Annotated in this window: 28 protein-coding genes; 12 read left to right on the top strand and 16 right to left on the bottom strand. The window is 69.5% G+C overall.

Going from position 1 to position 22,881, the window contains the following annotated elements:
* Positions 1 to 49: 49 nt before the first annotated feature.
* Positions 50 to 2,746 (bottom strand): autotransporter family protein, encoded by a 2,697-nt coding sequence (locus tag CEG14_RS19570; protein WP_143277248.1) that lies wholly within the window; start codon positions 2,744 to 2,746, stop codon positions 50 to 52.
* Positions 2,747 to 2,836: 90 nt separating this feature from the next.
* Positions 2,837 to 3,076: a hypothetical protein gene (locus tag CEG14_RS19565; protein ID WP_094828054.1), complete on the bottom strand. Its 240-nt coding sequence runs from the start codon at positions 3,074 to 3,076 to the stop codon at positions 2,837 to 2,839.
* Positions 3,077 to 3,352: 276 nt separating this feature from the next.
* On the opposite strand from CEG14_RS19565, the gene CEG14_RS19560 reads away from it, so the two are divergent.
* Entirely contained in the window at positions 3,353 to 3,556 is a 204-nt protein-coding gene (locus CEG14_RS19560; RefSeq protein WP_094828053.1) for a hypothetical protein, read from the top strand.
* A gap of 12 nt (positions 3,557 to 3,568) precedes the next feature.
* On the opposite strand, the gene CEG14_RS19555 is transcribed toward CEG14_RS19560, so the two are convergent.
* Entirely contained in the window at positions 3,569 to 3,784 is a 216-nt protein-coding gene (locus CEG14_RS19555; RefSeq protein ID WP_094828052.1) for a hypothetical protein, read from the bottom strand.
* Positions 3,785 to 4,040: 256 nt separating this feature from the next.
* On the opposite strand from CEG14_RS19555, the gene CEG14_RS19550 reads away from it, so the two are divergent.
* Complete coding sequence (locus CEG14_RS19550; protein ID WP_094828051.1) at positions 4,041 to 4,316, top strand: hypothetical protein; 276 nt, start codon at positions 4,041 to 4,043, stop codon at positions 4,314 to 4,316.
* 16 nt (positions 4,317 to 4,332) lie between these two features.
* Here CEG14_RS19550 and CEG14_RS19545 read toward each other — a convergent pair whose 3' ends face one another.
* Positions 4,333 to 4,908 (bottom strand): YcxB family protein, encoded by a 576-nt coding sequence (locus CEG14_RS19545; protein ID WP_094828050.1) that lies wholly within the window; start codon positions 4,906 to 4,908, stop codon positions 4,333 to 4,335.
* A gap of 119 nt (positions 4,909 to 5,027) precedes the next feature.
* Between CEG14_RS19545 and CEG14_RS19540 the strand changes: the two genes are divergently transcribed.
* Complete coding sequence (locus tag CEG14_RS19540; RefSeq protein ID WP_143277247.1) at positions 5,028 to 5,639, top strand: hypothetical protein; 612 nt, start codon at positions 5,028 to 5,030, stop codon at positions 5,637 to 5,639.
* Between the two features lie 156 nt (positions 5,640 to 5,795).
* The gene (locus CEG14_RS19535; protein WP_094828048.1) at positions 5,796 to 6,278 is read left to right on the top strand and encodes a nucleoside deaminase; all 483 of its coding nucleotides are present in this window, start codon (positions 5,796 to 5,798) and stop codon (positions 6,276 to 6,278) included.
* 6 nt (positions 6,279 to 6,284) lie between these two features.
* Here the strand turns inward: CEG14_RS19535 and CEG14_RS19530 are convergent, their stop codons facing one another.
* Complete coding sequence (locus CEG14_RS19530; RefSeq protein ID WP_094828047.1) at positions 6,285 to 6,530, bottom strand: hypothetical protein; 246 nt, start codon at positions 6,528 to 6,530, stop codon at positions 6,285 to 6,287.
* A 193-nt stretch (positions 6,531 to 6,723) separates the two neighbouring features.
* Here CEG14_RS19530 and CEG14_RS19525 point away from each other — a divergent pair, with 193 nt between their 5' ends.
* Entirely contained in the window at positions 6,724 to 6,909 is a 186-nt protein-coding gene (locus CEG14_RS19525; protein ID WP_094828046.1) for a tautomerase family protein, read from the top strand.
* Here CEG14_RS19525 and CEG14_RS19520 read toward each other — a convergent pair.
* Both CEG14_RS19520 and CEG14_RS19515 read right to left on the bottom strand, forming a co-directional pair.
* Entirely contained in the window at positions 6,894 to 8,033 is a 1,140-nt protein-coding gene (locus CEG14_RS19520) for an MFS transporter (RefSeq protein ID WP_094828045.1), read from the bottom strand. The two genes, CEG14_RS19525 and CEG14_RS19520, sit on opposite strands and share 16 nt — an antisense overlap.
* Positions 8,030 to 8,554, bottom strand: coding sequence for a TetR/AcrR family transcriptional regulator (locus tag CEG14_RS19515; RefSeq protein ID WP_094828044.1), 525 nt, complete (start codon positions 8,552 to 8,554; stop codon positions 8,030 to 8,032). Before CEG14_RS19515 ends, CEG14_RS19520 begins: the two co-directional genes overlap by 4 nt.
* Positions 8,555 to 8,688: 134 nt before the next feature.
* On the opposite strand from CEG14_RS19515, the gene murI reads away from it, so the two are divergent.
* A complete protein-coding gene (murI, locus tag CEG14_RS19510; RefSeq protein ID WP_094828043.1) occupies positions 8,689 to 9,525 on the top strand; it encodes a glutamate racemase in 837 nt (278 codons plus the stop codon).
* Positions 9,526 to 9,551: 26 nt separating this feature from the next.
* Here the strand turns inward: murI and CEG14_RS19505 are convergent, their stop codons facing one another.
* The 6 genes from CEG14_RS19505 to CEG14_RS19480 all read right to left on the bottom strand — a co-directional run bounded on the left by CEG14_RS19505 (position 9,552) and on the right by CEG14_RS19480 (position 15,031).
* The gene (locus tag CEG14_RS19505) at positions 9,552 to 10,781 is read right to left on the bottom strand and encodes an MFS transporter (RefSeq protein WP_094828042.1); all 1,230 of its coding nucleotides are present in this window, start codon (positions 10,779 to 10,781) and stop codon (positions 9,552 to 9,554) included.
* 74 nt (positions 10,782 to 10,855) lie between these two features.
* Positions 10,856 to 11,758 (bottom strand): amidohydrolase family protein, encoded by a 903-nt coding sequence (locus CEG14_RS19500; protein WP_094828041.1) that lies wholly within the window; start codon positions 11,756 to 11,758, stop codon positions 10,856 to 10,858.
* Positions 11,759 to 12,054: 296 nt separating this feature from the next.
* Positions 12,055 to 12,291, bottom strand: a complete 237-nt coding sequence (locus CEG14_RS19495; protein ID WP_094828040.1) for a hypothetical protein — start codon at positions 12,289 to 12,291, stop codon at positions 12,055 to 12,057.
* Between the two features lie 169 nt (positions 12,292 to 12,460).
* On the bottom strand, positions 12,461 to 13,117 hold the full coding sequence (locus tag CEG14_RS19490) for a methionine ABC transporter permease (protein WP_094828039.1): 657 nt from the start codon (positions 13,115 to 13,117) through the stop codon (positions 12,461 to 12,463).
* Complete coding sequence (locus CEG14_RS19485) at positions 13,098 to 14,198, bottom strand: methionine ABC transporter ATP-binding protein (protein WP_094828038.1); 1,101 nt, start codon at positions 14,196 to 14,198, stop codon at positions 13,098 to 13,100. Before CEG14_RS19485 ends, CEG14_RS19490 begins: the two co-directional genes overlap by 20 nt.
* A gap of 14 nt (positions 14,199 to 14,212) precedes the next feature.
* Positions 14,213 to 15,031 (bottom strand): MetQ/NlpA family ABC transporter substrate-binding protein, encoded by an 819-nt coding sequence (locus tag CEG14_RS19480; protein WP_094828037.1) that lies wholly within the window; start codon positions 15,029 to 15,031, stop codon positions 14,213 to 14,215.
* Positions 15,032 to 15,461: 430 nt separating this feature from the next.
* Between CEG14_RS19480 and CEG14_RS19475 the strand changes: the two genes are divergently transcribed.
* Both CEG14_RS19475 and CEG14_RS19470 read left to right on the top strand, forming a co-directional pair.
* Complete coding sequence (locus CEG14_RS19475) at positions 15,462 to 16,160, top strand: N-acetyltransferase (RefSeq protein ID WP_306437039.1); 699 nt, start codon at positions 15,462 to 15,464, stop codon at positions 16,158 to 16,160.
* A 125-nt stretch (positions 16,161 to 16,285) separates the two neighbouring features.
* Complete coding sequence (locus tag CEG14_RS19470) at positions 16,286 to 16,585, top strand: hypothetical protein (protein WP_094828036.1); 300 nt, start codon at positions 16,286 to 16,288, stop codon at positions 16,583 to 16,585.
* Positions 16,586 to 16,663: 78 nt separating this feature from the next.
* Here the strand turns inward: CEG14_RS19470 and CEG14_RS19465 are convergent, their stop codons facing one another.
* The 3 genes from CEG14_RS19465 to ypfJ form a co-directional block, all read right to left on the bottom strand.
* Entirely contained in the window at positions 16,664 to 17,428 is a 765-nt protein-coding gene (locus CEG14_RS19465; RefSeq protein ID WP_094828035.1) for a DUF1828 domain-containing protein, read from the bottom strand.
* Entirely contained in the window at positions 17,425 to 17,961 is a 537-nt protein-coding gene (locus tag CEG14_RS19460) for a hypothetical protein (protein WP_094828034.1), read from the bottom strand. Before CEG14_RS19460 ends, CEG14_RS19465 begins: the two co-directional genes overlap by 4 nt.
* A 156-nt stretch (positions 17,962 to 18,117) precedes the next feature.
* Positions 18,118 to 18,966, bottom strand: a complete 849-nt coding sequence (ypfJ, locus tag CEG14_RS19455) for a KPN_02809 family neutral zinc metallopeptidase (RefSeq protein WP_176461533.1) — start codon at positions 18,964 to 18,966, stop codon at positions 18,118 to 18,120.
* Between the two features lie 61 nt (positions 18,967 to 19,027).
* Here ypfJ and CEG14_RS19450 point away from each other — a divergent pair, with 61 nt between their 5' ends.
* The 4 genes from CEG14_RS19450 to bamC all read left to right on the top strand — a co-directional run bounded on the left by CEG14_RS19450 (position 19,028) and on the right by bamC (position 22,516).
* Positions 19,028 to 19,654, top strand: a complete 627-nt coding sequence (locus tag CEG14_RS19450; protein ID WP_094828033.1) for an L-threonylcarbamoyladenylate synthase — start codon at positions 19,028 to 19,030, stop codon at positions 19,652 to 19,654.
* An 87-nt stretch (positions 19,655 to 19,741) separates the two neighbouring features.
* Entirely contained in the window at positions 19,742 to 20,389 is a 648-nt protein-coding gene (locus tag CEG14_RS19445; RefSeq protein WP_094828032.1) for a site-2 protease family protein, read from the top strand.
* 88 nt (positions 20,390 to 20,477) lie between these two features.
* A complete protein-coding gene (gene dapA / locus CEG14_RS19440; RefSeq protein ID WP_094828031.1) occupies positions 20,478 to 21,383 on the top strand; it encodes a 4-hydroxy-tetrahydrodipicolinate synthase in 906 nt (301 codons plus the stop codon).
* 14 nt (positions 21,384 to 21,397) lie between these two features.
* Positions 21,398 to 22,516, top strand: coding sequence for an outer membrane protein assembly factor BamC (gene bamC / locus CEG14_RS19435; RefSeq protein ID WP_179280642.1), 1,119 nt, complete (start codon positions 21,398 to 21,400; stop codon positions 22,514 to 22,516).
* Positions 22,517 to 22,881 lie beyond the last annotated feature (365 nt).

Here is a 22,881-nt window from a genome sequence, read left to right as displayed (position 1 = left end):
GCGCCCGGGTCAGCACAGCGGGCGGACCGGCGGGGCCGATCCCGCCGCGTCAGAACGCCCAGTTGGCGCGCAGCGTGGCCGCATGCTGGCGGCTGCTGCCGCCGTATTCGCCGTCATAGGTGAGCGACAGGGCGAGTGCGCGCGAGGCCCGCCACGCCATGCCCAGCTCGGTGACCAGCGCGTTGCGCGCGATCGGCGCGCCCGCCACGGTGAACACCGCGCTGTCGGCGAAGGCCAGCCGGCTGCGCGAGGCCACGTCGCCCAGGGTGTAGCGCCAGCCCGCGCCGGCGCTCAGCGTGAGGCTGTCCCAGCGCGTCGCGCCGCGCAGGCCCAGCGTGGTCGTGGTGGTCTGGTCGTGCTGACGCTTGCCCTGCAGCGCCGCCGAGCCGCCCGCTTCGTTGAAGCCGCGCACGCGCTGGTCGTTGAAGGCCAGCCCGGCATAGGGCTCGATGACACTGGCTTCGCCCACCGGCAGGCCGTAGCCCACTTCGCCGAACAGCTGGCTCGAGCTCGCGCCGTAGTCGGCGGTCAATTGCTGGTTCACGCCCGCGAAGGAGACGTTGCGCTCGCTGGCGATGTCGTGCCAGGTATAGGCCGCGCCCAGCAGCACGTTGATGTGGCCGGGGCCGGCCTCGAAGCGGCGGCCGCCGTAGAGCGTCGCGCTGTAGCTGTCGATGTCGGTGCTGCTGTCCAGGCTGCCCACGCTGAGTTTGCTGTTGGTGACGCCGAGCGCGCCGCCGAGCCGCCAGCCGCCGCCCACGGCGGTGTCGGCGCCGGCAAAGAAGCCGCCGGTGTGCTGCCGCGTGCGCGCGATGCCGTCGTTGCCGCCGCTGGTCTGCCACTGGCCCACGACCTGGGCCCAGGCCGGCAGCGCGCCGGACGTGGGCAGCGTGGCGGCCGACAGCGGCGCGTCGCTGGTGCCCGCGCTGGCGGTCGGCGCGCCGGGCAGGGCCGAGGCCCCCAGTCCGCGTCGCAGCTGGCTGAACGGAACGCTGCGGGCCGCGCCCGCCAGGCCGTTGAGCGCGCCCACCGCGCCGGCATGCGATTCACCCGCGAGCTGCGCGAGCGCGGCCGGGGGCGCGCCCTCCGGCAAGGTCAGCACGGCCTGGTGGATCGGGTTGTCGGTCGGCAGCGTCTCGAGCGCGTCGGCGACGGCGCGCTGGTTGCCGGTGCGCGCCTGGTCTGCGAACGTGATCGGTCGCGAGCCGCCCGAGTCGGGCACCGGCTTGCGGCCCAGCTCCAGCAGCACGTCCTGGCCTTCGTAGGCCAGCGCGGGCGTGAGGTAGGCGTAGTTGGACGTGACGCTGCCGAAGGTGCCGTTGAGCGTGTTCGCCTGCAGGATGGTGTAGCGCTGGTAGGGCGCGTAGGTGCCGGCGGCGCCGACGTGCAGCACCGAACCGGCGAGGTTGGCGGCGCCGCTGACGACGACCCGGCTGCTGCTGCCGTCGGGCGCGGCCGACACCTCGAACACCGAGTTGGGGTTGAACGTGAGGTCGCCATTGACCTTGAACGGTGCGCTGCCGCTGGGCGCGAACACGCTGCCCGCCGCCAGCGTGGTGCTGCCGACGCTGCCGTCGCCGCCGAGGCGCGCGCCGTTTGCCACGGCCACCGTGCCGCGCAGCGTGCCGCCGCGCAGCGTGAGCGAGCCGCCGTCCACGTAGGTGCGCGGATCGCCGGATGCGCCGGCCACCGCGGCACTGTCGCCGGTGAAGATCACGCTGCCCGCCGCGATGCGCACGTCGCCGGCGCCGGCGATCGTGCCGGCGTACGTGACGGGGCTGCCCGTCACATTGAAGACCAGCGTGCCGGTGCCCGCGCCGAATTCGATGGCGCCCACGTCCAGGGTGCCGCCCGCGCGGGGCGCCAGGCCCAGGTCGCCGCCGATGGCGAGCCGGCCATTGGCCGACGCCCCCTGGGCGATCACCAGCCGCGGCGCGGTCAGGTTGCCGCCTTCCGCGACGGTGACGATGGCGCGGCCCAGGTCGCCCAGCACCACCGTTCCCTCGGAATACCAGGTGCTGCGGGCGCCGCTGACGTTGACCGTGGCGCTGGCGTCGCGGTGCAGCCGGCCCAGCGTGGCGCCCGAAAGCGTCTCGAAGGCGGCGCCGGCGGAGACATTCACGGTGGCGCTGGACCACATGCCGAGGTCGACCTGGCCCGTGCTGCGCCATTCCGAGCCGTCTCCGCTCAGCACGAGCGTGGCGATACCCCCGCCCCATTCGCCCATTACCGTGCTGGTGGTGCGGACGACGCCGCCGTTGCGCACCACGAAGGTGGCCGTTCCGGATCCCGCGATGGATATCGCGGCGGCGTTCACCGTGCTGGCATCGACGGTGACGTCGCCGCGCGACCCCACCGTGGCGCCGAGGTCGATGTCGGTGGCGGTCCAGCGCGCGTTGTCTTCGAGCGTCAGGATCCCCGTGCCGCCGTTGATGCCGACCGAGAAATTCGAGCCCGTGAGGCTGGCGGCGGCGCCCGCGACGTTGAGCTCGCCCACCCCGAACTGCCCGATGCGAAGGAGTTGCACGACGCCGGCGCCGGCCAGGGACACCGGGTCGGGACCGGATATCTCCTTGGCGCTGGTCGCGTCGGGCACCTGTCCATCACTCCAGGTGGCGCCATCGAACCAGTCCCGGGCCGCCTGCGCGCAGTCCGGCCGGCCCAGCGCCAGCAGGGCCAGCGTCAACGCGCTCAGGACATGCGGTGCACTTCGGCGGCGCGGTGGATGGACTCGGACTTCGATCACGGCATTCTCCCTTTCGTCCTGAGTGACAAAAGCGAGAAAAACGTTCCACGGGCCAGCGAGAACGCCGCGGGCCCGTGCCGGCGCCGCGCGTCAGTGCGGCCGGTTGCTCGCCGGCATGTCGTCGGAGCGCGACGCGCGCAGCGGGAAATGCGCACGCAGGTGCATTTCCAGGGTGCGCCAGGTGCGTTCGTGGATGGGCAGGCTCTGACGGAACCAGTGTTCCGCGCATTCCACGCAAGGCAGGACGGCCTGGCCGTGCGAGTCGGCCCAGAGGGTGGCCACTTTGCGGGCCTGTTGTTGTTCTGAAATGATCTGTTCCGCAGCGCGCATGATGAATTCCTTGGCCGGTGAAGGCCGGTGTGGTGCCCGCGGCCGGCCGCACTCCACGGGCGTGGGTGCGCAGCACGGATCGGCTGCGTCGGCGATCGGGCCGGCGGGCGGCGCGAAACGCGTGCAGCGCGGACCCCGCCGGACCGGTGCGGGAAGGCATCGGCCTGACGGGCGGCGGGCTTTCGGTCGGGAGTGATCTGCGCGTGGCCCGGAAAACCAGGGCGTCACGAGGCAGAAGAAGGGTGGGGAGTGGCGGCTTGCGTCGAACGCAGAGCCGTGTGGAAGCATGTCGGTACCTCTCTGGTCAGCACGCTGGAAGTGCTCCAGCCCAATGTGATGAGCTTTTTCTGGCGCCTCGTGACGCTGGACGAGGCCGCGGGGCTGCTCCATTGCGTGACCGAAACGGCGGAACGCTTCAGCACCTACGATGAAGCCTGGGACGCGGGCATGCGGGCACTGGACGATCTCCAGTTCGCCTGATCGGCGGCCCCCTCAGAGATTGGCGTAGGCGGCGTGCGGCAACCGGCTCCGCAGAAATTCGATGAGCGACGTCCAGGTGCGCTGGTTTGCATTGCCACGGCCTGCGAACCACTCTTGCGCGAGACGCTCCACCTTCTGCGGGGCGATCTCGTTGCGGCGCGCCCAGACATAGGCGATGGCGCAGGCATGCGCCTCGGATACCACGATCGCGGGCTGGCACAGCGTCATGGCGGGTTGGACCATTCCTGGAAGAAGCGCCAGTATCGGGGCTGTTTCCCGAATCGCCTACCGGAATTGCCAACGGTTGCAATCGCGGCCGCGGGCGATCGTGCGCCTGTCATGGAGCCGGCTGCCGGAGAGGCACCGGCCGCGCCGGGCCGCGTGCCGGGTCCGAACAATGGTAGTGTTGCGGGACATCCGCGCGGCCCGCGCGCGTCACGCGCTGTCGCGTGAACGCTTTGGGCCAGCCAACCTGGAGTGCCGCATGCGCAAACTGCTCACCATCGCAGAGACTTTCCAGATTCCCGGCCGCGGCTCGGTCGTGGTGCCTGCCGACGCGGTGGGCGAACTGAACGGGCCGGGCACCTACAACGTCAAGCTGCGCCTGCCCGACGGCTCGCAGGCGTCCGCGCCCTTGCGGGTCTACCAGGAAGTGTTGCCCGGCGCGCCCGGCCAACCGCGCTGGGGCTGCTGCTTCGATACGCTCACGCGCGAACAGCTGCCCAACGGCACCGAGATCTGGGTGTCGGTCGCGGTGTAGGCGCGGACGCGCTTGCTCAGAGGGCTGGCGCCAGGCGCTGGCTTGCGGCGGCCATGCGCTCGCGCGCATAGTGCGTGGCATCCTCGAACGCCGCGTCGCTCGCAAAGGCGCGGCGCGGCATGATCAGGGCCTCGCGCCTGGAGATCGTCAGGAACACATGCTCCCGCGTGCGCACCACGCGCTTGACCGAGGCCCACGGCAGATCGGTGTTCGCCACGCTCGAGGTCGCGTGGATCCCGTCGTCGGCCAGGCCCAGTGTGATCACCGCATCGGCGGACGCGAGCTGGCGATAGTAGAGAAACGAAATCGCCCAGGCGAACCAGTGGCTCGAGACCGCCAGCAGCACCGCCGCGCCCATCCCGCCCAGGAACCACGGCAGCGCGCCGCTCCGATGGATCCCCTGCGCGATCAACAGCGGGTCATACACGCCGGTGGAATAGGCCACCAGGCACCAGACGCCCACCAGCATGATCCCCAGCATCACGGCGCCGCGCCACAGCGGCCGCCGCGTCAGTTCGCGCGTCATGGCGGCGTAGTCGCGCGCGTTGAGGGTATAGGTGATCTGGTGCTGGCTTTCCACGGCGTCGCTCATCGATGGGCAGCGGACTTTTTACCGTGAATCGGGCGCGTCGAGCGGCGAAGTTGTTAAGGTTTCGGACAGCGATATTTCCACATGTTACGCTCGCGCGTTCAACAATAAGGAGGGTGAACGTGAAGCGTATGTCGATGGCTGCCGTCGCAGCCGTATTGATGCTGGCGGGATGCCAGGAGAAAGATGAGAGCCCCTGGCAACGGATCCAGGCGGCCGTGCCCAGTGTCCAGACCTCGGCGAGCACCCCCGAAGCTGCCGTGGAGTCGTGGTGGGCCGCCATCGATGGCATGGACAAGTTCAAGGTCCGGACCTGCCAGGAAACCAAGGCGGTGAAAAAGCAGGCTTTCGAAAAGATGAACGAGCTGCTCACCGCCGACTTCAGCGAGCGCCGCCAGCTAGTCGGCAGTTGCTTCGAAACGATCATGTCGCGTGAGATCACCGAGGTCGTGAAGCAGACGGAGCTCAAGGCGCTGGTGCTGGCCACGGTGCGCAATGCCACGCCGCCGACGCCCGGCTATCGCATGACAGACCGGGAGAAGCAGCGCAAGGCGCAAGGAGAGCGTGTGGCCTATTCGCTCGAGCGCAAGGACGCGAGTTCGCCGTGGCGCATCGCGGATCTCCATATGTACGAAAAGTTCTGCCCCGGGCTCAAGAACGACGAGGACTGGTGCCAGCAATTCAGGCCGGACAGAGGCTATGGCAATTCCTTCGTGTCGGCATTCGAGTTCTGAAGGCGCGCGATGTGAGTGTGCAGATGATCTCGTGAGGCGATTGCACTGATTCGTTCTCCGTGTTCCACGTGCACGTGTTGTATTGGGATTGCACGCGAGACTCAAGCCCGGCGGATTCATGCAAGAATCGGCGGACACACCGGAGGACGCCCCATCATGATCGACGAGACCGATATGCAGCACCTGCGCCACGCCGTGGCGCTGGCCCGCGCGGGCCTGGAGGCGGGCGACGAGCCGTTCGGATCGCTGCTGGTGGACGCCACGGGCCAGGTGCTGTTCGAGGACTTCAATCACGTGAGCGGCGGCGATGCCACGCAGCATCCGGAGTTTGCGATCGCGCGCTGGGCCGCCACCCACATGACGCCCGAAGCGCGTGCGCGCGCAACCGTCTATACCTCGGGCGAGCATTGCCCGATGTGCGCGGCCGCGCATGGCTGGGTCGGGCTGGGGCGGATCGTCTATGCCACCTCCTCGCGCCAGCTCGGCGAGTGGCTGGGGGAGTGGGGCATCGCGCCGGGCCCGGTGCGGGCGCTCTCGATCCAGGAGGTGATTCCGGGCACGCCAGTGGACGGCCCGGCGCCCGAGCTGGCCGGCGAGGTGCGCGCGCTGCATGCGCGCCTGCACGCACGCGCCGGCTGAGGCGGCTCAGAGGCTGAGCCAGGTGATCAGCGGCGAGAGGGCCAGCAGCAAGCCCACCCAGGCCACCTTGCTGCCGCTGCGGTGGATGGCGTAGACGCCGAACAGCAGGCCCAGCACGCCGGGGATCAGTTCGAAGATGATGTAAGGCCACATCGCCTCGTTCATGACGAACCACCAGTGCAGCACGGCATTCGCCACGCCGCAGATGAGCGCCATGACGCTCGCGAACGACCAGCCCAGATTGCGCCACATGCGCCGCTCTCCTCGTTTTCCGGTGTGGCCGGGATGTTAATGGCGGGGCTCCGCGCGCACAACCCGACGCGGTCGCGCGTGGCGGAAACCGCATGAGGACATGCGCTGCGCAGCACTTGCCGGCGCCACGCCGCCGCCACACAATCGTGCATCTCGTTGCGCGTGTCGCGCGCGGTCTCCCAGGAGCATCGTCATGCCGGAAGTCGTCGTGTTTGCCGTCAAGGGCCGTACGCCCGAACAGAAAAAGCTGTTGCTGCAGCGTATCACCCAGGCCGTGGTCGACAGCTTCGACATCGCCGCCGAGCGCGTGGTGGTGTCGATCGTGGAGGCCGATCCCGAGAACAAGGCCAAGGGCGGCGTGCTCTACAGCGAGCGCTGACGCACGGGCGCGGTGCGCACGCAGGCTGCGGCCAGGGCCAGGGCGGCGAACGCCGCCGCCGCATGGCCGGCGGACAGGCGCGTCATCAGCAGGCCGAACAGCGGCGCGCCCGCCGTCTGGCCCACCGCCAGTGCCAGAAAGCCCACCATCAGGCCCGCCGCCGGCCGTTGCGGCAGCGCGCCGACGCCCCACACCAGATAGACGCCGGTGAGCATGATGTAGGCCACCCCGAACAGCGCGGCGCCGGCCAGGGTCCAGGCCGGCGTGGCACCGGTCTGGCCCACCAGCGCGATGCCGGCCGCCATGGCCGCCAGGAAGGCCACGTGCACGCGCGCCATGCCCACGCGGCCGATCAGCCGGCCCGCGCCTGCGCCCGCGATGCCGGCCGCGCCAATGACCATCCACAGCAGGCCCGCGCCGGTGCCGCCCCAATCCAGCCGCAGCGCCACCAGCTGGCTGCCGAACGACCATAGCGCGGTGCTCGACGCGCCGCAGAGAAAGGCGGCGGCCACCAGCCGCTTGAGCGCGCCATTCAACGGCCAGAGCGCGGCAACGGCTGCATGCGCGCTGCGCCCGCCGCGCGGCACGACGCGGAAGGTTGCCAGCGCAACCAACACGGCGAGCGCGGTGAAGCCGCCGAAGGCCAGGCGCCAGTCGCTGCCCAGCGCCAGGGCGGCGGGGCCGGACAGCAGCACGCCCGCGCCGGTGCCGGCATTGATCAGGGTGTTGACCGCGTCCTGCCGCCCCGCCGGCACGGCGAGCGCGACGGCCGCGGCCAGTGGCGGCGAGGCCAGGCCGGTGCTCGAGCCCGCCAGCAGCACCGCGGCCGCGAGCCACCCGGGCGCCGGCGCCAATGCGATGCCCAGCATGCCCGCGGCCGCCACCCCGGCCGCGGCCACGGCCACGAAGCGCGGGCCCATGCGCTCGGTGAGCGCCGCGCCGGCGCCGATCGCCAGGCAATAGCCCAGGAACGCGCCGCCCGACATCAGCGCGCCGAGCGAGGCCGAGAGCTGCAGGTCCGCGTTGATGCGGGGCAGGAACAGGCCGAACGCGAAGCGCGCCAGACCGTAGCAGACCGCGATGAGGCCGAAGCCCACGGCGCCCAGGCGCCAGCCAGCGCTCATCGGCCGGCCCGGTCCATCAGCACGGCGGCCGCGGCGCGTGCCGCCGCCACCGCCGCCACGCCGCGATACATCGCGGCCGCCGTCGCGCCTTCGAACAGCACCAGCATCTGCTCGGCCAGTGCCGGATCGTCGGTGCCGCGCTCGCGCGCGACGATCTGGCGGATACGCGTCGCCAGCTCGGCCTTGTAGGCCGCCACGACGCGCGCGATCTCGGGGGTGTCGCCGCCCGTCTCGCCCTGCGCGCGCAGCAACAGGCAGCCGCGGCTGCCTTCCTTGCGCATCCAGGCTTCGAGCGCGGCGAACAGCGCGTCCACCCGATCCACCTCGATGCGCGTCATGAAACGCTGGTTGCGCGCGGTCAGCACGTCTGCGATCAGCGCGTTCTTGCTGCCGGCGTGCTTGTAGAGCGTGCGGCTCGACATGTCGGCGGCCTGCGCCAGGCGGTCCATGCCGGTCGGCGTGAAGCCGTGGCGATCGAACAGTTGCTCGGCGGCGGCGAGGAGGCGGCTGTGTGTGTCCATGGGCCCAATGTAAAACGATCGTTTTACCTGCGTCAAGCGCGCGCCGCCACGGGCCTGCCGCATCCCGCGGGCCGGGCCCGTCGGCCGGGAGTAGAATGCCGCAGCCTCCTTTTGCCTGCCGAAGCCGCCCCATCATGCAAGACCTCTCTCTCCGCGACGCCGCCCCGGTCGGCGTATTCGATTCGGGCCTGGGCGGCCTGTCGGTGGTGAGCGCGATCCGCCGGCGCCTGCCGCACGAGGCGCTGATCTACATCGCCGATTCGCGCTACGCGCCCTACGGCGAGAAGACCGACACCTTCATCCGGGCCCGCAGCCTCGCCCTGGCCGAATGGCTGGTGCAGCAAGGTGCCAAGGCGCTGGTGGTGGCCTGCAACACGGCCACCACGCACGCGATTGCCGACCTGCGCGAGCGGCTGGCCGTGCCCATCATCGGCGTGGAGCCCGGCATCAAGCCGGCGGTGCAGGCCTCGGCCAGCAAAGTCGTGGGCGTGCTGGCCACGGCCGCCACGCTGCGCAGCGACAAGCTGCAGCAACTGCTGGCCGCGCACGGGCAGGCCTGCCGCTTCATCTGCCAGCCGGGTCATGGCCTGGTCGAACAGATCGAGCAGGGCGCGGCCGACGGCGCCGTGGTCGACACCTTGCTCGCGCAGTACCTCACGCCCATGGTCGACGCCGGCGCCGACACGCTGGTGCTCGGCTCGACGCACTACGCCTGGCTCATGCCCGCGATCCGGCGCCGCTTCGGCGATCGGCTGCGCCTCATCGAAACCGCCGCCGCCATCGCGCAGCGCGTGGCGCAGCAGCTCGAGCAACACGGACTGGCCGCGCCGCCGCGCGCGGGCGAGGCGCCGATGGCGCTGTGCTCGACCGCGCTGTCCGAGGACCTGCGCACGCCGCTGGCCCGCCTGGCGCAGGACATGCTGCCGCCCGAGGGCCGGGTCGTCGGCATCGAGGTGGGCGGCGCGGACTGAGCCGCGCGCCCGGGCGGCCGTTCAACTCAGCTGAGTTGCCGCCCCTTCGTTTCCGGCAGCACCAGCGCCGTCACGATCACCACCACGTACGCGCCGGTTGCGAACGCACCGATCGCCCAGGCCAGGCCGTGGGTCTGGCTCAGGAAGCCGACCAGGCTGGGAAACAGCGCGCCGATGCCGCGGCCGAAGTTGTAGGCGAAGCCCTGGCCGGTGGCGCGCACCGCCGAGGGGAACAGCTCGGTGAGGTAGGCGCCGATGCCGCTGAAGATGCCCGAGGCCGCGAAGCCGAGCGGGAAGCCCATGAACAGCATCTGCTCGTTGGACAGCGGCACCTGCGTGTACAGGTAGACGCTGCCGGCCGAGAGCACCGAGAAGATCAGCAGGTTGGCGCGCCGCCCGAGCCGGTCGGCCAGGTAGGCACCGGCGATGTAGCCCACGAACGAGCCCAGGATGATCACCAGCAGGTAGCCGCCGGTGTTCAGCACCGAGAGGTTGCGTTCGGTCTTCAGGAACGTGGGCAGCCAGGTCGTGATGGCGTAGTAGCCGCCCTGCACGCCGGTGCACAGCACCGAGGTCAGCACCGTGGTCTTGAGCAGCGCCGGCGAGAAGATGGCCCAGAACGACGTGCGATGGGCCGACTGGGCCTGCGCGGCGCGGGTGCGTTCGAACACCTCGGGTTCGGGCACGTGCTTGCGGATGTACAGCACCAGGAAGGCCGGCAGCACGCCGATCCAGAACAGGCTGCGCCAGGCCCATTCGGGCGGCAGCACCGAAAACGCCAGCGTGTAGAGAATGGCGGCCGCACCCCAGCCCACCGCCCACCCGCTCTGCACCGTGCCCACGGCCTTGCCGCGGTGTTCGGCGCGCACGATCTCGCCCATCAGCACCGAGCCCACGGCCCATTCGCCGCCGAAGCCCAGGCCCTGCAGCGCGCGCAGGATGAACAGCTGTTCGAAGTTCTGCGCGAAGCCGATGGCGACCGTGCACACCGAGAACCACAGGATCGTGTATTGCAGCACGCGCACGCGACCGTAGCGGTCGGCCAGGATGCCCGCGAGCCAGCCGCCCACCGCCGAGAACAGCAGCGTGACGGTGCCCAGCATGCCGGCCTGGCCCTTGTCGATGCCCCACAGCGTGATGAGCGTGGAGATGACGAAGGTGAACACCATGAAATCCAGGGCGTCGATGGCCCAGCCACCGAAGGCGCCGATGAAGGTGCGGCGTTCGGTGGTACTCAGTTCTCTATACCATTGCATGGTTTGTCTCTGTCATGGATGAAACGAAGCGCGCCGGCCGTGCCGGGGCGCCGTTCAGGGATGCCCGAGCCCGCTCAGAGGGCGGGGAAGTCGTACAGGCGTTGCGGGTTGTCGACCAGGATGCGGCGGCGCACCTGCGCGTCGGGCGCCCAGTCGGCCAGCTGATTGCGCAGCTTGCCGGTGTTGGGCATCTGCGTGATGTGCACGTGCGGCCAGTCGCTGCCCCACACCAGCCGGTCGGGGGCGGCCTCGATCAGCGCCCGCGCCCACGGCGTCACGTCGGCGTAGTCGTCGAAGCGATCCGAGATGCGGTAGGCACCCGACAGCTTGGCCCACCAGCCGTGGTCCTGCAGCAGGTGGGTCATGGCCTTGAAGCCTTCGCTGTGCGTGCCCTGCGATACGGGCGTATGGCCCATGTGGTCGATCACGCCGGGCACGGGCAGCTTGCGCATGCGCGGCAGCAGCTCCGGCAGCTGGCGCGCGTCCATCAAAAACTGCATGTGCCAGCCCAGCCCGGCGATGCGGCTGGCCAGCGTCTCCATCGCGTCGAAGCCCACGCCGCCGCCGAACAGCACGTTGATGCGCAGGCCGCGCACGCCGGCCGCGTGCATGGCCTCCAGCTCGGCGTCGCTCACGGAGGGATCCACCACGCCGACGCCGCGCAGCCGCTGCGGATTGCGCCGGAGCACCTCCAGCATGTAGCGGTTGTCGGTGCCGTAGACGCTGATCTGCACCAGCACGCCGCGCGTCATGCCCTGCGCATCGAGCATGGCCAGATAGGCGGATTCGGGGGCGGGCGGGGGCGTGTAGGTGCGGGTCGGGACCAGCGGATAGCCGGGGCCGTCGGCCACCACGTGCGCGTGCGTGTCGCAGGCGCCGTGCGGAATGTCGAAGGAGGGGGGATCGAGGCGGGGCAGGGGCCCCAGGCAAACGGGAATGTCGCGGTCTTGCGGGTCGTGCGTCGGGCTGCGGGTCATGGCCAGTGTGTCTCCGAATGGGGTTGGCTCTGTTCTGTGGCTTGCAATCCGCAAGCGGGAGCGCCCTGGCATCGGGAACGAAAGCAGGTCATGCGATGGGACGTGCTGCCCCGCGAATCACGATCCGGCAACCTTCCGCAATGCGCGTGGCCCGAGAGCCGGGCGCCTTGCCTGCGGGGCTACTGTACCCCCAAGTCGGTCGGGATTCGAGCCCCTTTTTGGCAAAAGCATATTGGTTGCGCCCTCAACCGGTGGGGCCGCCCCGGCGCGGTAGCCGCGCCGCGTCCACGCAGCGGTCAGGCGAGCCAGGGGCCGAACCAGGCGGCCGCCGTCTCGGCGCAGTAGCCGTCTTCGCAGCGCCAGTCGCTCTTGCCCCGCGCGGGGCGGTCGAGGTCGGCGGCGCGCAGCACGCCTGCGTACGCCAGGCTGGCGACGAAGGCGCGGCCGGCCGTGCGTGCGGGCAGGCGGTCGCGGCATTCGAGCCGCTGCGACAGGCATTCATCGTGCGAGCGCGTGACCGGCGCGAACATCATGCCCTGCGCCTGCGCGTAGGCCAGATCGGCGGGATCGGTCTGCGGCGCCGGGATCCACCCGCCCTTCCAGTAGGTATCGAAGAGAATGGTCCTGGCTTTCTCGTCGAGCGGGTGCGGCTGGTGGCAGACGGCATGAGGCGCGGGTCCCCAGCTATCGCAGCCTGCGCCCTCAGCGCTTGTGGTCGGCGCGGCGCGCCAGCCACTCGCCGGTGAACTGCACCACCGACACCAGCGCGATCAGGATCACGATCACCTCGAACATCACGCGCGTCTCGTAGCGCTCGTAGCCATAGCGGATCGCCAGGTCGCCCAGGCCGCCCGCGCCGACGGCGCCGGCCATGGCCGAGGCGTTGATCATCGCGATCACGCTCACCGTCATGCCGCCGATGATGCCGGGCAGGGCCTCGGGCAGCAGCACGTGGCGCACGATGTGGCGGCGCCGGCAGCCCATGGCGCGCGCGGCTTCGATGAGGCCGGGGTCCACGTCGTTGAGGCTGACCTGCGCGATGCGGGCAAAGAAGGGGATCAGGTTGGCCGACAGCGGCACGATGGCGGCCCAGGTGCCGAGCGTGGTGCCCACGATCCAGCGCGTGACCGGCAACATCGCCACCAGCAGAATGATGAAGGGGATGGCGCGGAAGGTGTTCACCGTGATCGACAGCGCCTTGTTCAGGCGCGGCCGCGGATACAGGCTGCTGGGCGCGGTCACGGTGAGCACCAGCGCCAGCGCCAGCCCGCTCAGGATGGCGATGAGCGCCGAGATGCCGACCATGGTCAGCGTTTCCAGGAACGCGCGCAGATAGCGGTCAAGCGTGCTTGGCGACATAGCCCAATACCTCGATGCGTTCGGCCGACAGCGTGGCGCCCAGCGCGTCGCGGCCGTGATGGAAATCCGCCGCCAGCGGCAGCGCCACCAGCAGACGCCCCTGGGCGTGGCCGCCGATGCGGTCCAGCCCGCCGTGCAGCAGGCGGGCTTCGGGGCCGAGCGCGGCCAGCGTGGCCAGCGGCAGGCCGGCGGCATCGCGCCGGCCGGCGTAGTGCAGGGCCAGCACCACGTCGCCGCCCTCGACCGGTTGCGCGCGCAACGCGCGGGCGATGTCGGGCGGCAGGTCGTGCTGCAGCGGCTTGAGCAGGGCGCGCGTGGCGTCGGCCCGCGGATCGCCGAACACGCGCCAGACCTCGCCCTGTTCGACGGCGCGGCCCCGGTCCAGCACCACCAGGCGCTGGCACACGGCGCGGATCACCGCCATGTCGTGCGTGATCAGCACCACGGTCAGGCCCAGCTTGCGGTTGATGTCCTGCAGCAGCTCCAGGATCGATTGCGTGGTTTCGGGATCGAGCGCCGAGGTGGCCTCGTCGCACAGCAGGATCTCGGGCTCGTGCACCAGCGCGCGGGCGATGCCGACGCGCTGCTTCTGCCCGCCCGAGAGCTTGGCCGGATACACGTCGGCCTTGTCGGCGAGGCCCACCAGTTCGAGCAGCTCCTGCACGCGCCGGCGGGCCTCGGCGGGCTGCACCCCGGCCACCCGCAGCGGCAGCGCGACGTTGCCGGACACCGTCTTGGACGACAGCAGATTGAAGTGCTGGAAAATCATGCCGATGCGGCGGCGCAGCCGCACCAGGCCGTCTTCGTCGAGCGTGCCGGCGTCGGCGCCATCGATCAGGACCTGGCCCGCCGTGGGCCGCTCCAGCATGTTGATCGAGCGCAGCAGCGTGGACTTGCCCGCGCCGCTGCGGCCGATGATGCCGAACACTTCGCCGCGGCCGATCGAGAACGAGATATCCGCCAGTGCGGGCGCGGCGGCGGGCGCGCCGTCGTACCGCTTGCCGACGCCGGAGAAGACGATGTGCGGCGAGGCGGCCGCGCCCTCGCGGGCGGCCGCCTCGAAGGGCGCTTCGTATTGCATGGACACCGTGCGCGTCAGAAGACCGGGATGACCGAGCCCTCGAACTTGGTCTCGATGAACTTGCGCACTTCCTCGGAATGGTAGGCCTTCACGAGGCGCGGCACCCAGGGCTTGTCCTTGTCCTGCTCACGCACCGCGATGATGTTCACGTAGGGATTGTTTTCCTTCTTCTCCACCGCGATGCCGTCGCGCGTGGCGATCAGGCCGGCCTGGTAGGCGAAGCTGTTCACGATGGCCGCGGTATCCACGTCGGGCAGCGAGCGCGCCAGCACGACCGAGGTGCTCTCGACGAATTCGAGCTGGTTCGGATTGGCGGTGACGTCGGCCAGCGTGGCGGTGCCGGTGTAGGGATCGAAGCCCGCCTTCAGCGTGATGAGGCCGGCGTCGCGCAGGATCACCAGCGCGCGGGTCTGGTTGCTCGGGTCGTTCGGAATGCCGACCTTCGCGCCCTTGGGCAGCGCGGCGAGCGACTTGTAGTTCTTCGAGTAGAAGGCGATCGGCGAGATCAGCGTGTTGCCCACCGACACGATCTTGTAGCCGCGCTGTTTGATCTGGTCGCGCAGAAACGGAATGTGCTGGAACGAATTGGCGTCGAGGTCGCCGTTGTTGAGCGCTTCGTTCGGGCTGGCGGTGCCGGTGATGACCACGGGCTCGACGGCCAGGCCGTCCTTCTGCGCGACCTTCGTCACCACCTCCCAGATCTGCTCGTCGACGCCGCCGCGCACGCCCACCTTCAAGGGTTTGTCGGCGGCGAAGGCCGCGCCGCTGGCGGCCACGGCGGCTGCGCCGAGCGTCAGGACCAGGACACGGGAGAGATAACGGGAAATCTTCATGCAGCGCCTCGTTGGGATGGGAATCGGTGAGGCGATTCTAGGGAGCGGCCTACCCGATCCCTACGATTTGTTGGTCGGCGCGTTATTACTGCGTGTCCTTATTACCGCCGCGTCTTTTCTTCCAAGCGCCGCCGCCTCATCGTGGCGCGCCGTTGTGTGCGCAACGATCCCACCCTCACCGGATGCGCGCGGCAGGGCTTCGCGTTCGGTGCTATGGTTCGGGCTGGACGCGGCCCGCGAAGCCGCGCGATCACTGCTCATTCCCACGCCGCGCGTGGCCGATCCCGGCCCGTGCGGCGTCTGTCCATTGGAGCGTCCATGACGCACAGACACGATTTCTTTCGCGGCGGCCGGATCAACCGGATCGCCGTCTTCGACGACCCTTGACCCCTGGAGGTTTGCCGTGCCCGCGTTGGCGCAAGTCGCAGTCATGCCATTTCGTTTTCCCACGATGGAGCTGCGCATCGATGTAGACCCCGGCATCTGGAAGCCGGGCGATGAACTGGATGTCCTGTACGGACGCATGCGCGATCCCGCCGATCGCCTGTTCGAGATGCCGGAGGTCCGTACCGCCCACCCTGGGCTGGTGCTGCGCTGGCGCAGCGCGGACGGCGAATACTATGTCTATGTCGAAGACCGGGCCCGCGGCTGCCTCGCGGGCTACACGGTGTTCAATCGCCTGATCGAGGTGTCGCGCCAGGCGGATCGCCATCTGCGCGCACCGCATTCGCGCTATGCGCCGGCCTATCAGCGCCGCGGCATCGCCAGCCTCGTGTATCGCTGGGCGCTCGACGGCGGCCTGTGCCTGCTGAGCGGCGCGCGCCAGTCGCCGGGCGCGCATGCGCTGTGGGGCGCGCTGGCGCGCGACTATCCCTGCACCTACGTCGCGCTGCGCCGCAAGACGCTCACGCTGCTCGGCAGCCAGGTCGACGAGACGCTGCGCGCCGACCTGCACACGCGCCTGATGATGGCGGGCAGCGGCTGGACCATGGACGCGCTGTGCCGCGCGGTGGGCATGCCGGCAGGCCCTGGCGGCGAGGCGGAGGATGCGCGCGCCGCGCACCGCTTTGGGGCGAGTGTTGCGTATCCGCCATGCTCAAGTGCAACAGCGCGTCGCCCTCCGGGCTAACCCGTAATTCCCCTCTGACGCCGGCCGCACCGCGCACGCATTCAGGCGCCTGTCGGCCGGCGACCTGTGTCTATTTCGTCGGGGGCGTTACAAAATATCTCGCGTGACTGTCATATCAGCGGGGTATGCTGATTCGCAGAGAGGGCGTCCCAGTGCTTCAAAACAACACCGTTTACAAGGGATATCGCCTCACAGCCAAAGTCGCGCGGGCAAGTGCCAGCGTGGCGCTGGCCGCGGCCTCCGGGCCGCAGTTCACGGCCACCGTCGTGGTTGTGCAGGCAGATACCATTCACGATACAGGCGACGAATATCCGGTGCCGTGCTTCGCGCACGGCGGCCATGTCTTCAGTCCACGCGAGGCGGTGCATGCCGCCATCACGCATGGCAGGGAGATCGTCGATGGATTGCAGGGCGCGTCGGCCTGACGGCTGACGGCAGGGCCCGCAGCAGTTGCCACCGCGCCGTGGCGGCTGCGCCGTCGGCGCCGCGCACGCGCCGGGCGTTCAGCCCGCGAACAGCGCCGGCCAGTCGCGCGTCTTGTTGAGCGTGCGCACCGTGGCCGATTGCTCCAGGATCGCGACCGCCTTCTTGAACTCCTCGGCCGAGGCGCCGTCTTCGAGTATCACCAGACGCGCATTGCGCGCGTCGGCCATCTTCACATCCGACATCTTGCCGTGGGTCTGGTAGACCTGCGTCCAGTCGACCTTCTTGCCCGCCTTCAGCGCGATCGGTTCGATGAACGTGAGCGCGTTCGACTGCTCGGCGCGCACGCCGAAGGCGAAGTCGGCCGCATGGCCGCTGCTGCCGCGGGTGCGGGCGCCCTTGACGATGCGCGGCATGCCGAGCGCCTCGACCAGGGTGCGGCCCACCTGCGCGCGAAAACGCAGGCGGCTGAATTTCGGCATCCACTTGGCGCACGAGAACGACAGCGCCATCGCCAGCTTGACCGCATCCCAGAGCGCTTCCTGCAGCTGATCGATCGGGCCGCTGGCCACGATCGCGCCGCTCTCGTCGAAGTGCGCCAGGCTCACGCCGGGCGTCTGGTTCAGCAGTTCGATGCGCTTGGCCGGCAGTTCGATGCCATAGGTGGCGGCGTGCATCGCGGTCTCGGCCGCGTCGGTCAGGTGGAACGTCGCGTCGCCGGGATAGGCGATGTAGAAGGCGGCGTGCTGGCCGTCGAGGCCCAGCGTCATGGGGGCGATGGCGCGGATCGCGCCCTCGCCGGCGGCGCGCACGGTCCAGCCCGAGGCTTCCAGGAATTGGGTCATAGGATCAGCTCGATTTGGCGGCCCTTGTACGGATGGGCGAACCCGCCGGTCAGCGTCAGGTTGGCGCGCGGCAGGAAGTCCTCCATCAACGCGCCGATGGTGTCGAGCGCGGGGGTCACGGGTTCGGCATAGCCTTCGCCTTCCTCGACCCAGACGTGGCGGTGCGAGCGCTCGGTGAGCGGCTTGCGGAAGTGCGGCAGGTGGCTGCCCACCACGCTGGTGTGGAACGAATCGTCGGTGTCCACGCCCAGCACCCGGTGCGGGCCCACGAACAGGCTGGCCGAGAAGGCCTCGGCCACCATCACGGCCGCCTGGCCGTAGACGTCGGTGCGCGCCGCGCGGAAGATCACGCGGAAGGTCACGTCTTCGCGCACTTCGCCCGCGACCTTGCAGGCACAGGAGAACTCCATCCACTGCGCCGGGCCGCCCACCGGTCTGCCCGACCAGGCAATGGCTTTCACGGTTTCTTTGGGCGCGGCCAGGATTTCCTGGACCTCATCCGGTGTGATTAAGGGCTCGACTTTGTTGGCCATGGGGGAAGCAAGCGAAAACGAAAGCGGCGCGCCGGCCGGCAGGCGTCGGGCGCGCGAGGCGGCGTACAGGCCGCGAAGGGGCATAAGTTTACAAGATCGCCGGGCGGGCGGCGGCGCGGCGTGCGCCAGGGGAGGCCGCCGCGCCCGCTGCCGGGCTCAGAGGCTCGATGCCGAGAAGGTGTCGCACTGGCGCAGCTCGCCGGAATCGAAGCCGCGCTTGAACCAGCGCACCCGCTGCGCCGAGCTGCCGTGCGTGAAGGCGTCGGGCACCACATAGCCCTGCGACTTGCGCTGCAGGGTGTCGTCGCCGATGGCGCTGGCCGCGTTCAGGCCTTCCTCGATGTCGCCCGCCTCGAGGATGTTGCGCGCCTGGTCCGCGTTGCGCGCCCACAGGCCGGCAAAGCAGTCGGCCTGCAGCTCCATGCGCACCGACAGGGCGTTGGCCTGGCCGGGATTGCGGCGCCGCGCGGCGTCGACCTGGTCGGCCACGCCCAGGAGATTCTGCACGTGGTGGCCGACCTCATGGGCGATGACGTAGGCCCGGGCGAAATCGCCGGGCGCGTTCAGTTTGCGCTCCATTTCGTCGAAAAAGCTCATGTCCAGGTAGACCTTCTGGTCGGCGGGGCAGTAAAACGGCCCCATGGCCGACTGGCCGGTGCCGCACGCGGTGGGCGTGGCCCCGCGGAACAGCACCAGCGTGGGCGCCTGGTACGAACGGTTGAGCTGCTGCTTGAAGATGGGGCCCCAGGTGTCTTCGGTTTCCCCGAGCACCTTGGCCACGAAGCGCGACTGCTCGTCGTGCACGGGCGGCTGCGACGGCGCCTGCTGCGACTGCGGCGCGGGGCCCTCGGCCATCTGCAGCACGACCGAGGGATCGACGCCGAAGTACATGGCCACCAGCGCCAGCACGATGGTGCCCAGGCCGATGGAGCCGCGCCCCAGGCGCGGGCCCTGGCTGCGACGGTCTTCGATATTGCTGCTTTCGCGCGAGTCGTTCATGCGCATGGCGGATCTCCTGGCGCCGGGGTCGGCGCGTTGTTCCTGATACTAATGCTAGGATAATCCCATGGCTCTTCTTCTCTCCATCCATCCCGCCAATCCGCAGCCGCGCCTGCTCAAGCAGGCCGCCCAGTGGCTGGCCGACGGCGGGCTGCTCGCCATTCCCACCGATTCGAGCTACGCCGTGGTGGCGCGCCTCGACGACAAGGACGCCGCCGAGCACCTGCGGCGGCTGCGCGGCCTCGACGAGCGGCATCACCTGACCCTGCTGTGCCGCGACCTGGCCGAGATCGGCCACTTCGCCCGGGTCGACAACCAGCAGTACCGGCTGCTCAAGCTGGCCACGCCGGGACCGTACACGTTCATCCTGGAGGCCACCCGCGAGGTGCCGCGGCGGGTCTCGCACCCGTCGCGCAAGACCATCGGGATCCGCGTGCCCGACCACGGCGTCACGCTGGCCCTGCTCGAGCAGTTCGGCGCGCCGCTGCTGTCCACCACGCTGATCCCGAAAGACGAAGACGAGGCCCTCAACGATCCCGAGGAGATCGTGGCGCGCTACGCCCACGACCTGGCGGCCGTGATCGACGCGGGCGCCTGCCCGCTGGCGCCCACCACCGTGATCGACCTCACCGGCGGCACGCCCGAGGTCCTGCGGCTCGGCAGCGGCGACCCCGCCCGGCTCGGGCTGTCGTAGGCCGCGCCCGCGCCTAAGGGGCGGGCGGCGCTGAACCTGTGCGCCGCGTCGCGGTCCCACCTGTGTCAGCCGCTACAATGCCTCGCCATGAATGATCTGATCCAGACGATCGCGGTCTACGCGATACCCGTCATCTTCGCCATCACCCTGCACGAGGCGGCCCACGGCTTCGTCGCGCGCATGTTCGGCGACCCCACCGCCTGGCAGGCCGGCCGCGTCACGCTCAACCCGATCAGCCACATCGATCCGGTCGGCACGCTGCTGGTGCCCGCGGCCATCCTGCTGATCTCCAAGCTGACCGGCGGCGCCGGCCTGTTGTTCGGCTGGGCCAAGCCGGTGCCGGTGGATTTCGGCCGGCTGCGCCGTCCCAAGCGCGACATGCTCTGGGTGGCCCTGGCCGGCCCGATGTCGAACCTGCTGATGGCCATCCTCTGGGTGCTGGCGATCCGGATCTACTTCGCCACCGGCGTCCAGGAGGGCTTCTGGTACGAAATGGCCCAGGCCGGCGTGATGGTGAACCTGGTCCTGATGGCACTGAATCTGCTGCCGCTGCTGCCGCTCGACGGCGGGCGTGTCCTGTTTTCCCTGCTGCCCCAGCGCCTGGCCTGGCAGTACTCGAAAATGGAGCCTTATGGGATGGTGATCGTCATCGTCTTATTGGTGACGGGCACCCTGCAATTTTTCATGCAGCCTTTCCTGGCGCTGGGGGCGCAAATCGTGAGCTGGTTCCTCTAGGAATTCCGGCAATATCCGTTAAACTCGCTCGTTTGATCGAATCTGGTCCGCTGCAATGGTGCGGCGGGCCCTGGAGCCTCCACTTACTATGGCATCCTCTGCACCGACCGCAGACATCACTTTTCAGGGCAGCATGGTGGCATTGGTCACCCCGATGCAGCCCGATGGCAGCCTCGATTACGCGGCCTACCGCGGCCTGATCGATTGGCATGTGGAGCAGGGTACGGGCGCGCTCGTGGTGGTCGGCACCACCGGCGAGTCGCCCACCGTCTCGATGGAGGAGCACGCGGAGCTGATCCGTGTCGCCGTCGAGCACGCCGCGGGCCGCATTCCGGTGATCGCCGGCGTGGGCGCCAACTCCACCGACGAGTGCATCCATCTCGCGCGCCACGCCAAGGCGGTCGGCGCGCAGGCCGGCCTGTCGGTCGTGCCCTACTACAACAAGCCCTCCCAGGAAGGCATCTACCGCCATTTCCGCGCCGTCCAGGAAGCGGTCGACCTGCCCACCGTGCTCTACAACGTGCCCGGCCGCACGGTTGCCGACATGAGCAACGAGACGGTGCTGCGCCTGGCGCAGGTGCCCGGCATCATCGGCATCAAGGATGCCACCGGCGACATCGGTCGTGGCGCGCTGCTGCTGCGCGAGGCCCCCGAGTCGTTCCAGGTGTTCAGCGGTGACGACCCCACCGCCGCGGCCCTCATCCTGCTGGGTGCGCGCGGCAATATCTCGGTCACCGCCAACGTGGCGCCCCGCCTGATGGCGGACCTCTGTGCCGCCGCGTACGCGGGCGATGTGCCCCGCGTGCGTGAACTTAACGCCAAGCTCGCGCGTCTGAACAAGGCTTTGTTTGTCGAAGCCAATCCCATCCCCGTCAAATGGGCGCTTGCCCAGATGGGGCGTACCGCGCTGGGCTACCGCCTGCCGCTCGTCGAACTCAGCGAGGCTCACCACGACACCGTGCGCCGCGCCCTGACCGAGACGGGTCTGCTTTGATTATGAGGACGCGTATGAAAACTCGTCATGCCGGTGTTTCGGTATTGATGGCCCTGGCTTTGCTGTCTGGTTGTTCCGACGTCAACCAGCTGCTGGGCAATGAAGAATCGGTCGATTACAAGAGCACGCGTCGCGGTGAGCCGCTGAGCATTCCTCCCGACCTGACCCAGGCCAACGCCGATCCGCGCTACCGCGCGCCGGCCTCCGGCACGACCACGTATTCGCAATACCAGCAGCAGGGCGCGCAAGCCGTGGCCCAGCCGCAAAACACCAACGTGCTGCCCGAGCGCGCCGACATGAAGGTCGAGCGCGACGGCAACCTGCGCTGGCTGGTGGTGCAGCGTCCGCCCGAGGAGATCTTCCCCAAGGTCGTCGACTTCTGGACCGACACCGGCTTCACCGTCAAGACCAACTCGCCGCAGGCGGGCCTGATCGAGACCGACTGGGCCGAAAACCGCGCCAAGATCCCCGAAAGCTGGCTGCGCCAGGTGCTGGGCTCGGTGCTGGAAACGGCCTGGGATAGCGGCGAGCGCGAGAAATTCCGCACCCGCGTCGAGCGCGTGAACGGCCACACCGAGATCTACATCAGCCACAACCAGATGCTCGAGAAGCGCACGGGTCCGGACAACGGCCAGGTGCAATGGGAAAACGGCAAGGAAGACCCCGGTCTGAACGCCGCCATGCTCGCGCGCCTGATGGTCTACCTCGGCACCGACGTGGACGCCGCCCGCAAGCTCGTGCAGCAGGCCGAGAACCAGCCGCAGCGTCCGGCGGTGCAACAGTCCGTGCGCGCCGAAGGTGCCATGCTGGTCGTGAGCGAGTCCTACGACCGCGCCTGGCGTCGTGTCGGCGTGGCGCTGGATTCCGGCGGCTTCGCGGTGGACGATCGCGACCGCTCGGCCGGCGACTACTACGTCCGCTACGTCGACTCCGACACCGGCGCCAAGAACGAAGAGCCGGGCTTCTTCAGCCGTCTGTTCGGTGGCGACAAGAAGGCGTCCGCCACCCAGTACCGCATCCACGTTGCGGCGGCGGACGATGCCACGCAGGTCACGGTGCTCGACGCCAACGGCCAGCGCGACAGCAGCGCCACCGCCCAGCGCATGCTGAGCGTGCTGAAGGACAAGATGTAATACCCCCGTCCGGGCGGCCCTGCCGCCCAGGCAGCAGAAAGCCAGATCCCTCGCGGGGTCTGGCTTTTTTCTTGGCGTCTGAGGGGCGCGGCGCGCGGGGGCGCCTCTTGATTGCGGCACTGCGGGCGCCTATTGCCTGCGCCTCCTGCGGGCGCCTCCTGCGGGCGCCTCCTGCGGGCGCCTCCTGCGGGTGTGTCCTGCGGGCGCCCCGTGCAATCGCCCCTTGCAAGCGCCCCTGCAGGCGCCCAAAAAAAGCAAGCCGGCAGGTTTGCACCTGCCGGCTTTGCCGGGACCCTGATCTGCTCTGGTGGGGCTCCCTCGCAGATCCGGGATGAAGGGGGCGGCGCCAGTCGGGATCCGGCGCC

The sequence above is a fragment of the Bordetella genomosp. 1 genome (assembly GCF_002261335.1).
Taxonomy (GTDB): Bacteria; Pseudomonadota; Gammaproteobacteria; order Burkholderiales; family Burkholderiaceae_B; genus Bordetella.
Note: the sequence above shows the minus strand (reverse complement) of the source record. Positions and strands in the feature narration are given on the sequence as shown.

Coding starts and splice junctions, on each gene's coding strand:
- CEG14_RS19565 (WP_094828054.1), bottom strand. CDS start 3,076: ATGCGCGCTGCGGAACAGATCATTTCAGAACAACAACAGGCCCGCAAA.
- CEG14_RS19555 (WP_094828052.1), bottom strand. CDS start 3,784: ATGACGCTGTGCCAGCCCGCGATCGTGGTATCCGAGGCGCATGCCTGC.
- CEG14_RS19550 (WP_094828051.1), top strand. CDS start 4,041: ATGCGCAAACTGCTCACCATCGCAGAGACTTTCCAGATTCCCGGCCGC.
- CEG14_RS19545 (WP_094828050.1), bottom strand. CDS start 4,908: ATGAGCGACGCCGTGGAAAGCCAGCACCAGATCACCTATACCCTCAAC.
- CEG14_RS19535 (WP_094828048.1), top strand. CDS start 5,796: ATGATCGACGAGACCGATATGCAGCACCTGCGCCACGCCGTGGCGCTG.
- CEG14_RS19530 (WP_094828047.1), bottom strand. CDS start 6,530: ATGTGGCGCAATCTGGGCTGGTCGTTCGCGAGCGTCATGGCGCTCATC.
- CEG14_RS19525 (WP_094828046.1), top strand. CDS start 6,724: ATGCCGGAAGTCGTCGTGTTTGCCGTCAAGGGCCGTACGCCCGAACAG.
- CEG14_RS19520 (WP_094828045.1), bottom strand. CDS start 8,033: ATGAGCGCTGGCTGGCGCCTGGGCGCCGTGGGCTTCGGCCTCATCGCG.
- CEG14_RS19515 (WP_094828044.1), bottom strand. CDS start 8,554: ATGGACACACACAGCCGCCTCCTCGCCGCCGCCGAGCAACTGTTCGAT.
- murI (WP_094828043.1), top strand. CDS start 8,689: ATGCAAGACCTCTCTCTCCGCGACGCCGCCCCGGTCGGCGTATTCGAT.
- CEG14_RS19505 (WP_094828042.1), bottom strand. CDS start 10,781: ATGCAATGGTATAGAGAACTGAGTACCACCGAACGCCGCACCTTCATC.
- CEG14_RS19500 (WP_094828041.1), bottom strand. CDS start 11,758: ATGACCCGCAGCCCGACGCACGACCCGCAAGACCGCGACATTCCCGTT.
- CEG14_RS19495 (WP_094828040.1), bottom strand. CDS start 12,291: ATGATGTTCGCGCCGGTCACGCGCTCGCACGATGAATGCCTGTCGCAG.
- CEG14_RS19490 (WP_094828039.1), bottom strand. CDS start 13,117: ATGTCGCCAAGCACGCTTGACCGCTATCTGCGCGCGTTCCTGGAAACG.
- CEG14_RS19485 (WP_094828038.1), bottom strand. CDS start 14,198: ATGCAATACGAAGCGCCCTTCGAGGCGGCCGCCCGCGAGGGCGCGGCC.
- CEG14_RS19480 (WP_094828037.1), bottom strand. CDS start 15,031: ATGAAGATTTCCCGTTATCTCTCCCGTGTCCTGGTCCTGACGCTCGGC.
- CEG14_RS19475 (WP_306437039.1), top strand. CDS start 15,462: ATGCCATTTCGTTTTCCCACGATGGAGCTGCGCATCGATGTAGACCCC.
- CEG14_RS19470 (WP_094828036.1), top strand. CDS start 16,286: ATGCTGATTCGCAGAGAGGGCGTCCCAGTGCTTCAAAACAACACCGTT.
- CEG14_RS19465 (WP_094828035.1), bottom strand. CDS start 17,428: ATGACCCAATTCCTGGAAGCCTCGGGCTGGACCGTGCGCGCCGCCGGC.
- CEG14_RS19460 (WP_094828034.1), bottom strand. CDS start 17,961: ATGGCCAACAAAGTCGAGCCCTTAATCACACCGGATGAGGTCCAGGAA.
- ypfJ (WP_176461533.1), bottom strand. CDS start 18,966: ATGCGCATGAACGACTCGCGCGAAAGCAGCAATATCGAAGACCGTCGC.
- CEG14_RS19450 (WP_094828033.1), top strand. CDS start 19,028: ATGGCTCTTCTTCTCTCCATCCATCCCGCCAATCCGCAGCCGCGCCTG.
- CEG14_RS19445 (WP_094828032.1), top strand. CDS start 19,742: ATGAATGATCTGATCCAGACGATCGCGGTCTACGCGATACCCGTCATC.
- dapA (WP_094828031.1), top strand. CDS start 20,478: ATGGCATCCTCTGCACCGACCGCAGACATCACTTTTCAGGGCAGCATG.
- bamC (WP_179280642.1), top strand. CDS start 21,398: ATGAAAACTCGTCATGCCGGTGTTTCGGTATTGATGGCCCTGGCTTTG.